Annotated in this window: 11 protein-coding genes; 9 read left to right on the top strand and 2 right to left on the bottom strand. The window is 63.2% G+C overall.

What is annotated here, in order from left to right; genetic code table 11:
- The first annotated feature begins 7 nt into the window (after positions 1-7).
- The 5 genes from HV796_RS22615 to lpxC all read left to right on the top strand — a co-directional run bounded on the left by HV796_RS22615 (position 8) and on the right by lpxC (position 5,338).
- A complete protein-coding gene (locus HV796_RS22615; RefSeq protein WP_175228742.1) occupies positions 8-760 on the top strand; it encodes a cell division protein FtsQ/DivIB in 753 nt (250 codons plus the stop codon).
- Between the two features lie 27 nt (positions 761-787).
- On the top strand, positions 788-2,020 hold the full coding sequence (gene ftsA / locus HV796_RS22620; protein WP_075158229.1) for a cell division protein FtsA: 1,233 nt from the start codon (positions 788-790) through the stop codon (positions 2,018-2,020).
- 105 nt (positions 2,021-2,125) lie between these two features.
- The gene (gene ftsZ / locus HV796_RS22625; protein ID WP_175228743.1) at positions 2,126-3,322 is read left to right on the top strand and encodes a cell division protein FtsZ; all 1,197 of its coding nucleotides are present in this window, start codon (positions 2,126-2,128) and stop codon (positions 3,320-3,322) included.
- 229 nt (positions 3,323-3,551) lie between these two features.
- Positions 3,552-4,055, top strand: a complete 504-nt coding sequence (locus tag HV796_RS22630) for a peroxiredoxin (protein WP_175228744.1) — start codon at positions 3,552-3,554, stop codon at positions 4,053-4,055.
- Positions 4,056-4,420: 365 nt separating this feature from the next.
- Positions 4,421-5,338: a UDP-3-O-acyl-N-acetylglucosamine deacetylase gene (lpxC, locus tag HV796_RS22635; RefSeq protein ID WP_175228819.1), complete on the top strand. Its 918-nt coding sequence runs from the start codon at positions 4,421-4,423 to the stop codon at positions 5,336-5,338.
- 100 nt (positions 5,339-5,438) lie between these two features.
- Here lpxC and HV796_RS22640 read toward each other — a convergent pair whose 3' ends face one another.
- On the bottom strand, positions 5,439-5,945 hold the full coding sequence (locus HV796_RS22640) for a DciA family protein (protein ID WP_175228745.1): 507 nt from the start codon (positions 5,943-5,945) through the stop codon (positions 5,439-5,441).
- Positions 5,946-6,324: 379 nt separating this feature from the next.
- Between HV796_RS22640 and secA the strand changes: the two genes are divergently transcribed.
- The 4 genes from secA (at position 6,325) to HV796_RS22660 (ending at position 11,985) form a co-directional block, all read left to right on the top strand.
- On the top strand, positions 6,325-9,147 hold the full coding sequence (gene secA, locus HV796_RS22645) for a preprotein translocase subunit SecA (protein WP_175228746.1): 2,823 nt from the start codon (positions 6,325-6,327) through the stop codon (positions 9,145-9,147).
- Between the two features lie 193 nt (positions 9,148-9,340).
- A complete protein-coding gene (gene argJ / locus HV796_RS22650; protein ID WP_175228747.1) occupies positions 9,341-10,600 on the top strand; it encodes a bifunctional glutamate N-acetyltransferase/amino-acid acetyltransferase ArgJ in 1,260 nt (419 codons plus the stop codon).
- A gap of 93 nt (positions 10,601-10,693) precedes the next feature.
- Positions 10,694-11,563 carry an ATP-binding protein gene (locus HV796_RS22655; protein ID WP_175228748.1) on the top strand — a complete coding sequence of 290 codons (870 nt, stop codon included), beginning with the start codon at positions 10,694-10,696 and terminating at the stop codon, positions 11,561-11,563.
- Positions 11,560-11,985: an NUDIX domain-containing protein gene (locus tag HV796_RS22660; protein WP_175228749.1), complete on the top strand. Its 426-nt coding sequence runs from the start codon at positions 11,560-11,562 to the stop codon at positions 11,983-11,985. Before HV796_RS22655 ends, HV796_RS22660 begins: the two co-directional genes overlap by 4 nt.
- Positions 11,986-12,113: 128 nt before the next feature.
- On the opposite strand, the gene yacG is transcribed toward HV796_RS22660, so the two are convergent.
- Positions 12,114-12,308: a DNA gyrase inhibitor YacG gene (gene yacG, locus HV796_RS22665; protein WP_175228750.1), complete on the bottom strand. Its 195-nt coding sequence runs from the start codon at positions 12,306-12,308 to the stop codon at positions 12,114-12,116.
- Between the last annotated feature and the right edge of the window lie 24 nt (positions 12,309-12,332).

Raw genomic sequence — 12,332 nt, forward strand, 5'->3', positions numbered from 1 at the left:
GGCCGCCATGTGGAACAACGTTCGCCAGCTCAACCTCGCCGCCAACGCGTTGAACGCGTTGCTGGTGCTCGTGCTGCTGGCGGCTGGCGCGTACTGGCTGATCCAGCGCCCGAACTTCGCGCTGCACGAGATTCGCATCGACGGCGATACCGAGCACATCAATGCGCCGACGGTGCGCGCGACGGTTGTCGGACGGCTGAAGGGCAACTTCTTCACCGTCGATCTGGACGCCGCGCGACAGTCGTTCGAGCAGATGCCGTGGGTGCGCCATGCGAGCGTGCGGCGGGTGTGGCCGAACGCGCTGGCGGTGACGCTCGAAGAGTACAAGCCGCTCGGCACGTGGGGCAGCGATCAGCTGGTGAGCGTCGATGGCGAGCTCTTCACCGCGAACCAGGGCGAGCTCGAAGAAGAGCTGCCCGCGTTCGATGGTCCGGATGGGTCAGCGAAAGAGGTCGTCGCGCGTTATCACGACTTCGAGAAGTGGTTTGCGCCGATCGGGGCGACGCCGGACGAAGTGGCGCTGTCGCCGCGCTACGCGTGGACGGTGAAGCTGTCGAACGGCATGCAGGTCGAACTGGGCCGCGAGCGCAATCAGGACACGCTGTACGACCGCTCGCGGCGCCTGACGGCGGCGTGGTCGGCGATCACGCAACGCTGGGGGAAGGACATCGAGTATGCGGACTTGCGCTATCCGAATGGTTTTGCGATTCGTGCGGCTGGCATGCGCTTCATTACGGAACCCGACAAGGGCAAGAAGTAACAGGACATCACTCGCAATGAGCACGCTATGAGTAAAGACTATAAAGATCTGCTAGTGGCCCTCGATATCGGGACGGCGAAAGTCGTGGCAATCGTCGCCGAGCTGAAAGGCGAAGGTCACTACGAAGTGATCGGCCTTGGCCAGAGCGAGTCGAAGGGGCTCAAAAAAGGCGTGGTGGTGAATATCGAAGCCACCGTGCAGTCGATTCAGCGCGCGCTCGAGGAGGCGGAGCTGATGGCCGATTGCAAGATCACCAATGTGTTCACCGGGATCGCCGGCAGCCACATCCGCAGCTTCAACTCGAGCGGGATGGTCGCGATCAAGGAGAAAGAAGTCACGCAGACCGACGTCGCGCGCGTGATCGAAACCGCGAAGGCGATCAATATTCCGACCGACCAGCAGGTGCTGCATATCCTCACGCAGGAATTCATCATCGACGGCCAGGAAGATGTGCGCGAGCCGATCGGGATGAGCGGCATCCGCCTCGAAGTGAAGGTGCATATCGTGACCGGCGCGGTAAGCGCGGCGCAGAACATCGTGAAGTGCGTGCGGCGCTGCGGACTCGAAGTGAACGATCTGATCCTGCAACCGCTCGCGTCGTCGCTCGCGGTGCTGACCGACGACGAAAAGGAACTGGGCGTGGTGCTCGTCGATATCGGCGGCGGCACGACCGATATCGCGATCTTCAGCGAAGGCGCGATCCGCCATACCGCGGTGATTCCGATCGCCGGCGACCAGGTGACGAGCGATATCGCGATGGCGCTGCGCACGCCGACGCCGGATGCGGAAGACATCAAGGTCGGCTACGGGATCGCCAAGCAGGCGTTGGCCGATCCGGACGAAATGATCGAAGTGCCGGGGCTCGGCGAGCGCGGTCCGCGCACGCTGTCGCGCCAGGCGCTCGCGGCGGTGATCGAGCCGCGCGTCGAAGAACTGTTTTCGCTCGTGCAGCAGGTGGTGCGCGAGTCGGGTTATGAGGAATTGCTGAGTTCCGGGGTGGTGCTGACCGGCGGCGCATCGATGATGCCCGGCATGGTCGAGCTCGGCGAAGACATCTTTCTGAAGCCGGTGCGTATCGGGGTGCCCGAATACGCGGGCGGCCTCGCGGACGTGGTGCGCAACCCGCGCTATTCGACCGCGATGGGGCTGCTCGTCGAAGGGCGCTCGCAACGGATGCGCGGCCGCAAGGTGGCGGTGCAGTCCGGCTCGATGGGACAGGTGTTCACGCGGATGAAGGACTGGTTCCTCGGCAACTTTTAACGAATCGAAATTCGCGCTGGTGCCGGCGGCCGGCGCGCGACAGGAGGTTGCCCGATCTCCTGCCGGATAACGGCCGATTAAGACTTTTTTCTTGACGGAGGCAATATGGAATTCCAGATGCTGGAAACGGAAACCAACGGCACCATCATCAAGGTGATAGGCGTTGGTGGTGCGGGCGGCAATGCGGTGCAGCACATGATCAACCGTGGCGTGCAGGGCGTCGACTTCATCGTGATGAACACGGATGCGCAGGTGCTGTCGCGTTCGCGCGCAAACACGGTGCTGCAGCTCGGCAAGACCGGTCTGGGGGCGGGCGCCAAGCCGGAAATGGGCCGCGCGGCCGCTGAAGAAGCGCGTGAGCGCATCGCCGACGCCATGCGCGGCGCTCACATGGTGTTCATCACCGCGGGCATGGGTGGCGGCACTGGGACGGGTGCGGCGCCGGTCGTGGCGCAGATCGCGAAGGAGATGGGCATTCTGACGGTCGGCGTGGTTAGCAAGCCGTTCGAATTCGAAGGTGGCAAGCGAATGCGCGTCGCCGAAGCAGGTTCGCAGCAACTGGAGGATCACGTCGACTCGCTGATCGTCGTCCTGAACGACAAGCTGTTCGAGGTGATGGGCGATGACGCCGAGATGGACAAGTGCTTCCAGTGCGCTGACGATGTGCTGAACAACGCGGTTGCCGGCATCGCGGAGATCATCAACGTCGACGGTCTGGTGAACGTCGACTTCGAAGACGTGAAGACGGTGATGGGCGAGCAGGGCAAGGCGATGATGGGCACGGCGACGGTGGCCGGCGTCGATCGCGCGCGTCTGGCGGCCGAACAGGCGGTCGCGAGCCCGCTGCTCGAAGGCGTCGATCTGTCGGGCGCGCGCGGCGTGCTGGTCAACATCACGTCGAGCCGTTCGCTGCGTCTGTCGGAAACGCGCGAGGTGATGAACACGATCAAGAGCTACGCCGCCGAGGACGCGACGGTGATTTTCGGCGCCGTCTACGATGACGCGATGGGCGACGCGCTGCGCGTGACCGTCGTCGCGACGGGCCTTGGCCGGACCGCGAAGAAGCAGCAATCGGCACCGATGACGCTGTTGCGCACCGGTACCGACAATGCGCCGGTCAATCACACGCTGCAGCACGGCTACTCGACGCAGCCGGCCCATTCGGCGGATTACGGTTCGCTGGATACGCCGGCCGTGTGGCGTACGTCGCGCGATACCGCGGCTTCGCACGTGCAGGCGCTGCAGGAAAAGGGTGTCGACACGTACGATATCCCGGCTTTCCTGCGCAAGCAGGCTGACTGACACGCGTGGAGCGGGCTTTCGTTGCGGCGCAATCTGGCGTTGCGCCTCTTCGAATGCACGAGCGTGACAGGTGGAACAGTCGACGCACCGCGTCTCGCAAGACGCGCGGCACGAACGGTCGCCCTCTTCGAATTTTCGAAGCGGAAGGGCCGCCTTTGCCGGATGAAATGTCTGCTTCCACACGTTAACGTGCGAGCAAGCTCCCGCATCATCGAGTGAAGGAACGAGCATGATCAAAACTGGTGAAAAACTACCCGACGCGACCGTCTTTGAGATGATCGACGACGAGCGCGCGGGCTGCACGATCGGACCGAACAGCTTTAGCGTGAGTCAGCAGACGGCCGGCAAGCGCGTGGTGATCTTCGGATTGCCAGGCGCGTTCACGCCGACCTGTTCGGCCAAACACGTGCCGGGTTACGTCGAAGCGGCCGAGCGGTTGCGAGCCGCGGGCATCGACGAGATCTGGTGCGTGTCCGTCAACGACGCGTTCGTGATGGGCGCGTGGGGACGCGATCAGCACACCTCGGGCAAGGTGCGCATGATGGCGGACGGTAGTGCGGTTTTCACCCGGGCGCTCGGTCTGGATCAGGATTTGTCGGCGCGTGGCATGGGCATTCGCTCGCAGCGCTACGCGATGGTGGTCGACGATGGCGTGGTCAAGACGCTGAACGTCGAGGCGCCCGGCAAGTTCGAGGTAAGCGATGCACAGAGCATTCTCGCAACGTTGAAATAGTCGCAACGCATGCGGAACGGGTTGTGTTATAAAGCGCGCGGTGCACAATTGTTGTGCCGTGGCAACGTAGACCGTGACGCTATTGTGACAGGCCGTAACGTGGCCAATCCGTGGGCCGATGACCGGGAACGCCTCCATCCCGGGCGTCGGCCCCTCATTCGTTGACATGCGCATGGCTGCTTTCGCCGCTCGCGTAATGCAGCGAAACAGATTGATACGACCAGACGGCGGCGCCTGAGGGGCGGATAGAGTATACTTCGCTCTATGGGTTAAAAAGTCTCGATTGGCAATTTCAATCGCAATGGGTCGGTGACAAGCGTCCAGCGCGATGCCGGTTGGGATGCTGAATGGAATAGATGACCATCATGTTGAAGCAGCGCACTATCAAATCGATCGTGAAGACGGTCGGCATCGGCTTGCATTCTGGACGCAAGGTCGATCTGACGCTTCGCCCTGCCGCTCCGGGCACGGGTATCGTGTTTTCGCGCGTGGATCTCCCTACGCCGGTGGACATTCCCGCGTCGGCCATGGCGATCGGCGACACGCGGCTCGCGTCGGTGTTGCAGAAAGACGGCGCGCGCGTGTCGACGGTCGAGCACCTGATGTCCGCGTGCGCGGGCCTCGGCATCGACAACCTGTATGTCGACGTCACCGCTGAAGAGATTCCGATCATGGACGGCAGCGCGGCTTCGTTCGTGTTTCTGATTCAATCCGCCGGTATCGAAGAACAGAACGCCGCTAAGAAGTTTATCAAGGTGAAGAAGGCGGTCGAGGTTCGCGATGGCGACAAGTTCGCGCGTCTCGATCCGTATTTCGGCTTCAAGCTGAAGTTCACGATCGACTTCCGCCATCCGGCCGTCGACAAGACCGGCCAGGCGCTGGAAGTGGATTTCGCCAATACGTCGTATGTGCGCGAGATCGCGCGTGCCCGCACGTTCGGTTTCGCGCATGAAGTCGAAACGATGCGTGAGTTGGGCCTCGCGCGCGGCGGCAGCATGGACAACGCGATCGTGCTCGACGAATACCGCATTCTGAATAACGACGGGCTGCGCTACGATGACGAGTTCGTCAAGCACAAGATGCTCGACGCGATCGGCGACTTGTACGTGGTCGGCCATCCGCTGCTCGCAGCGTATGACGCGTACAAGTCGGGCCACGGTCTGAACAATGCGCTGCTGCGCGAACTGCTCGCGCATGAAGATGCGTACGAAATCGTCACCTTCGACGACCCGCAGAAGGCGCCGCGCGGGTTTGCATACGATACGCAGACGGCGTTTGCCTGAACGGAATGCGCGGGGGGCGTGCGCCTCGCGTATTTCGCAGGTTTCTCAAAAGCGACCCAATCGGGTCGCTTTTTAATTTCCGGTGAGTCCAGCGCGCCGCTTACTTGCGATGCCGTGCGGCCATGCGCGCCAGCGCCGCCTGCAGCGGCGACGGCGCCAGCGACTCGCTCAACTGATGCAATGCGTCGGCGCCGACGCGCGTCATACGAGCCTGTTTGAGCGGCGTTGACGCTTCAAGCGGCTTCGGCCGTACGCGTATCTTCAGCGAATCGACCAGCCACCCGCGTTGCTGCAAATCGGCCAGCAGCCGGGGTTCCAGATGTCGCAAGCGCGCCGCGAGCGCATTGTGCGCGGCGAAAATCGCCAGTACGCCGTCCTTGATGAAGCCGGGCTCGACGCTCGTCGCCAGATAATCGGGTAGCAGTTCGCTGAGATCGCGCTCTAGTGCGGCTATCTGCTCGACGCCCGCGCGCAATGCGGAAAACGCATCGGTGCGGGCGAGTACATCGGCGAGCCGCTGCGGGCGACGCGGGTCGAACGTCGCTGAGGACGTCCGCGCGGTCGGTCTTGAAAACGGCGGCCTTGAATTCGACGAAGAGCGGCTCATGTTTGAAAGTGATGGCGCTGCGAACGGCGCTCACAGACGATCCCGATTTTACCGCGCGCGGTCCCCTGTGACCGTGCCAGATCGATCGCCGGGGCACGCTCGTTGCGGTGCGCAACCGGCTAGCCCCGAGAAACCGACGAAATGAGGCAGGCACGGCGACGCGCACCGCCACCCGAGCCAGACTGGGTGTCGGGGATTGTGGTCAGGCCTCTCGCGTGCGACACAGGCGCGCCTTAGGGCGCGTGCTAAAATCCCCGATTCGAATTCATTCCCTTGACAGGCCGCCGAGGCACTTCCGACATCGGGCAAGCGAGGGCACGACCCCGGCCGCGCTTGTCCGTTTTCCCCGCCGACGCCGCGACGCAGAGACACCGATCCGATGACCACCGGTTTTCTACAAAAGATTTTTGGCAGTCGCAACCAGCGGCTCGTCAAGCAATATCAAAAGACCGTCGTGTCGATCAATGCGCTCGAGACGCAGATCGAGCAATTGACGGACGATCAATTGCGCGCGAAAACCGACGAATTCCGTCAGCGGGTCGCGGGCGGCGAGTCGCTCGACAAGCTGCTGCCGGAAGCGTTCGCAGTGTGCCGCGAGGCGAGCAAGCGCGTGCTGAAAATGCGTCACTTCGACGTGCAGCTGATCGGCGGGATGGTGCTGCACTACGGCAAAATCGCCGAAATGCGCACCGGCGAAGGCAAGACGCTCGTTGCGACGCTCGCGGCCTATCTGAATGCACTGTCCGGACGCGGCGTGCACGTCGTGACCGTGAACGACTATCTGGCGCAGCGCGATGCCGAATGGATGGGGCGTCTCTACAACTTCCTCGGGCTGTCGGTGGGCGTGAACCTGTCGCAGATGGATCACGGCCTGAAGCAGGAGGCGTACGCAGCGGACATCACGTACGGCACGAACAACGAGTTCGGCTTCGACTATCTGCGCGACAACATGGTCTACGAGACCGAAGCGCGCGTGCAGCGGGCGCTCGCCTTCGCGATCGTCGACGAAGTGGACTCGATCCTGATCGACGAGGCGCGCACGCCGCTCATTATTTCGGGCCAGGCGGAAGATCACACCGAACTCTACGTGCGGATGAACGCGCTGCCGCCGCTGCTCGAGCGGCAGATCGGCGAAGAAAAGGCCGATGGCACCGGCGTCGAGAAGCCGGGCGACTATACGCTCGACGAGAAAGCGCGCCAGGTGTTCCTCACCGAGTCCGGCCACGAGAAGGCCGAGCGCCTGCTCGCTGAGTGGGGGCTGATCGGTGAGGGCGAGAGCTTGTATGCGCCGCAGAACATCACGCTGATGCACCACGTCTACGCGTCACTGCGCGCGCATACGCTGTTCCACCGCGACCAGCACTATGTCGTGCAGAACGGCGAAGTGATCATCGTCGACGAATTCACCGGCCGTCTGATGGCCGGCCGCCGCTGGTCCGACGGCCTGCACCAGGCGGTCGAGGCGAAGGAGCACGTGAAGATTCAGAGCGAGAACCAGACGCTCGCGTCGATCACGTTCCAGAACTATTTCCGCATGTACGGCAAGCTGTCCGGCATGACCGGTACGGCCGATACCGAAGCCTACGAATTCAACGAGATCTACGGTCTCGAAACCGTCGTGATTCCGACCAACCGGCCGCCGAAACGGATCGACCGGCAGGATCAGATCTACAAGACGGCGCGTGAACGCTACGACGCGGTGATCCGCGATATTCGCGAATGCTTCGAGCGTGGCCAGCCGGTGCTGGTCGGCACGACGTCGATCGAAAACTCGGAAGTGCTGTCGCATCTGCTGAAGAAGGCCGGCTTGCCGCACGAGGTGCTGAACGCGAAGCAGCACGCGCGGGAGGCGGCCATCGTCGCTGAAGCGGGACGGCCGCAGCGCATTACGATCGCGACCAACATGGCCGGCCGCGGGACCGATATCGTGCTCGGCGGTAATGCCGAGAAGCAGGCCGCGTTCATCGATGCGGACGACGCGATCCCCGTGGACGAAAAGCAGCGCCGCATCGCTCAGTTGCATAACGAATGGCAGGCGCTGCACGATCAGGTGAAGGCGGCCGGCGGCTTGCACATTATCGGCACCGAGCGTCACGAGTCGCGCCGGATCGACAACCAGCTGCGCGGCCGTGCGGGCCGTCAGGGCGACCCGGGCTCGTCGCGTTTCTATCTGTCGCTCGAAGACCCGCTGCTGCGCATTTTCGCCGGCGACCGGGTGCGCGCGATCATGGATCGGCTGAAGATGCCCGAGGGCGAGGCGATCGAGGCCGGCATCGTCACGCGTTCGATTGAATCCGCGCAGCGCAAGGTCGAGGCGCGCAACTTCGATATCCGCAAGCAACTGCTCGAATACGACGACGTCGCGAACGACCAGCGCAAAGTGATCTACCAGCAGCGCAACGAGCTGCTCGAAGCGCACGACATCACGGAAACGATCGGCGCGATGCGCCATGGCGTGGTCAGCGACGTGGTGCGCCAGTTCGTGCCGGCGGGCAGCATCGAAGAGCAGTGGGACGTGCCTGAGCTCGAAGAATTGCTGCGCAAAGACTGGCAGCTCGATCTGGCGATTCAGGAGATGATCAACGAGTCGCAATCGATCGATGCCGACGAGATTCTTGAAGCGGTGACCGCGGCTGCTGATGAAGGGTATGAAGGGAAGGTCACGCAGGTTGGCCGCGAGTCGTTTAGCGCGTTCGAGCGCTCGATCATGCTGCAGACGCTCGATCGCAGCTGGCGTGAACACCTTGCGGCGCTGGACCACCTGCGCCAGGGCATTCATCTGCGCGGCTATGCGCAGAAGAATCCGAAGCAGGAATACAAGCGCGAGGCGTTCGAGTTGTTCGCCGCGATGCTCGATGCGGTGAAGCTCGAAGTCACGCGAATCGTGATGAATGTGCAGATCCAGTCGCCGGAGCAGCTCGAGCAGGCGGCCGAGCAGTACGAAGAGCAGGGCGGCCATCTGGAGAACGTCGAGTTTCGCCATGCGGATTATTCGGATTCGAACACGGCAACGGCAGTCGCCGCCGCGCCGGTCGCGGCTGACGCTGCTGCGACGATGATCGGCGATGCGATGAGCCATGCGCCGAGAGGCGCCGCCGCCGCACCGCTGGCGAGCGACGGCATACCGAAGGTCGGTCGTAACGACCCGTGCCCGTGCGGCAGTGGCAAGAAGTACAAACAGTGTCACGGCAAGATCGCGTAACGGTTGAAAAACGGTTGAAAGCGGCGCGCTCGATGCGCGCCGCGTCGTTTGCATCGCTGCGTTGACACGCGCACCCTGAATTTGTGCGATACATTGCAACTACTTTCGTGAGCCGCCCGGCGCGATGCCGGACGGCCAGTTATGATTCGATGCCGGCGCCCGCCGGCATTTTTACCTTCGACAGGTCGCCACCATGGCTGTCAATTTCCCTTCGATTGAACCCGCTCAACTTCATCCGGTACCGGGTGTGACGCTCGGCTGGGCCGAGGCGAATATCCGCAAGCCGAATCGCAAGGACGTGCTCGTCATTTCCGTTGAAGAAGGAGCGACGGTGGCGGGCGTGTTCACGTCGAACCGTTTTTGCGCGGCGCCGGTGACCGTGTGCCGGGAACATCTGGAGCGTGTGCGTCATGGCGGGGTGGGCGGCAAGGCCGGCAAGGGCGTCCGGGCGCTGGTCGTCAACACCGGCAATGCGAATGCGGGCACCGGCGAGCCGGGCCTCGCGCACGCGCGTGAAACTTGCGACGAGCTTGCACGGCTCACAGGCCTTGCGCCGGAGCAGGTGTTACCCTTTTCGACCGGCGTGATTCTCGAGCCGCTGCCGATCGACCGCCTGAAGGCGGGCCTGCCTGCCGCGCTCGCGAACCGTGCGGCCGCGCACTGGTACGATGCCGCGCAAGCGATCATGACCACCGACACGCTGCCGAAAGCCGCGTCGCGCCAGGTCAGCATCGATGGCCATACGGTCACGCTGACCGGCATCAGCAAGGGCGCCGGCATGATCAAGCCGAACATGGCGACCATGTTGGGCTTTCTCGCGTTCGACGCCGCGGTTGCGCAGCCGGTGCTCGACGCACTCGTCAAACATGTCGCCGACCGCTCGTTCAACTGCATCACGATCGACGGCGATACTTCGACCAACGATTCGTTCATTCTGATCGCTTCGGGCAAGTCGACGTTGCCGGCGATCACGTCGACCGACTCGGCGGCTTACGCGGCGCTGCGCGACGCGGTCACCGAAGTCGCGCAGACGCTCGCGCAACTGATTGTGCGCGATGGCGAGGGCGCGACGAAGTTCATGACGGTGCAGGTCGAAGGCGGCACCAACGTCGCCGAGTGCCGGCAGATCGCATACGCAATTGGTCATTCACCGCTCGTGAAGACGGCCTTCTACGCGTCCGATCCGAATCTTGGCCGCATTCTCGCGGCGGTCGGCTATGCGGGCGTGAACGACCTCGACGTCGGCAAGATCGACCTGTATCTGGATGACGTGCTCGTCGCGAAGGCGGGCGGACGCAACCCGGCGTATCGTGAAGAAGACGGCCAGCGCGTGATGAAAAAGAGCGAGATCGCGATCCGCGTGCTGCTGGGCCGCGGCAACGCGCAAGCGACGATCTGGACCTGCGACCTGTCGCACGATTACGTGAGCATCAACGCCGATTACCGTTCCTGATCGGGTGCCGCGCCGGCGCCGCGGCCCGTTCGGCATGCTACGGACGCCGGCTTTTATTCTTGCCTTGAACCCGATCCGCCTCTCACTTTAGCCATGGACAAACTCGAACAGCTGTTGACCCGCGCCGAATCCGTGCTGGGCCGTCTTGAAGCGATGTTGCCGCCCGCCGCACCTGACGTCGATTGGGCTGGCGCGGTCGCCTTTCGCTGGCGCAAGCGCCAGGGGCGCGGTTTTTTGCAGCCGGTGCCGTCGATCTCGGCAATCTCGTTTACCGACTTGCAGAACATCGACCGTCAAAAAGAACTGATCGAGCAGAACACGCGCCAGTTTGTTCGGAAGCAGCCGGCGAACAACGTACTGCTGACGGGCGCGCGCGGCACTGGCAAGTCTTCGCTGATCAAGGCGTGCCTGAACGCATATTCGAAGGACGGCCTGCGGCTGATCGAAGTCGATAAGGACGATCTGCACGATCTCGGCGATATCGTCGACCTGATCTCGGCGAGGCCCGAGCGGTTTATCGTGTTCTGCGACGATCTGTCGTTCGAAGAAGGTGAATCCGGTTACAAGGCGCTGAAGGTCGCGCTCGACGGGTCGGTGGCCGCGCAGTCCGACAATGTGCTGATCTACGCGACGTCGAACCGCCGCCATCTGCTGCCGGAGTACATGAGCGACAACGAGACATACAAGCACACGGCGGACGGTGAGATTCACCCGGGCGAAGTGGTTGAGGAAAAGATCTCGCTGTCCGAGCGGTTCGGGTTGTGGGTCAGCTTCTATCCGTTCAAGCAGGACGACTACCTTGCGATCGTTGCGCATTGGCTGCGCCATTTCGGTTGCGACGAGGCGGGGGTCGAAGCCGCGCGCGGCGATGCGCTCGTGTGGGCGCTCGAACGCGGCTCACGTTCCGGACGCGTCGCGTGGCAGTTCGCGCGCGACTGGTCGGGCCGCCGGGCGCAGGCATGAACGGTGCCGCCGACAACCGTACGCCGCCTGCTGCGCGGCCGGTGACCGAGGTCGCGGTCGGCGTGCTCGTGCAGCCGGACGGACGCTATCTGCTCGCGCAGCGGCCGGCCGGCAAGCCGTACGAAGGTTACTGGGAATTTCCCGGCGGCAAGCTGGAAGCCGGCGAAACCGTCGAGGCGGCGCTTGCCCGCGAACTGCACGAGGAACTGGGTATCGACGTCAAGGCGAGCCATCGATGGCATACGCTTGAACACGATTATCCGCACGCGTATGTGCGGCTTTATTTTTGCAAGGTGACCGCGTGGACGGGCGAGCCCCACGGGCGTGAGGGCCAGGCATTCGTCTGGCAGACGCTGCCCGCCGACGTGACGCCATTGCTTCCTGCGACGATACCCGTGCTCGAGTGGCTGGCGGCGGAGTGAACGCGGGCGCCGGCGGTTGAGGTCGGCGCGTGCCGGCGCTGCGCGGCGTGGTCCATTCGCACCGCAAGCGCGATCGCGCTATGTGAAGAAGGCGAATTTCAGAACGCGAACTTCAGAGCACGCAAACATCAGTGATGCGCGTTTTCGCCGGACGTATCGTCGGTCGGCGGCTCTTCATCGTTGCTGCCGATCCGGTACTTCTCGGCGGCCCAGGCGCCGAGATCGAACTGTTTGCATCGTTCCGAGCAGAACGGGCGAAAGCGGCTTTCGGGGGTCCAACGGACATCCTTGCCGCAAGTCGGGCATTTGACGACGGTGGTCATTCTGTCTGTGGCGGTGTCGATCGA

The sequence above is a fragment of the Paraburkholderia humisilvae genome, assembly GCF_902859855.1.
Lineage (GTDB): Bacteria > Pseudomonadota > Gammaproteobacteria > Burkholderiales > Burkholderiaceae > Paraburkholderia > Paraburkholderia humisilvae.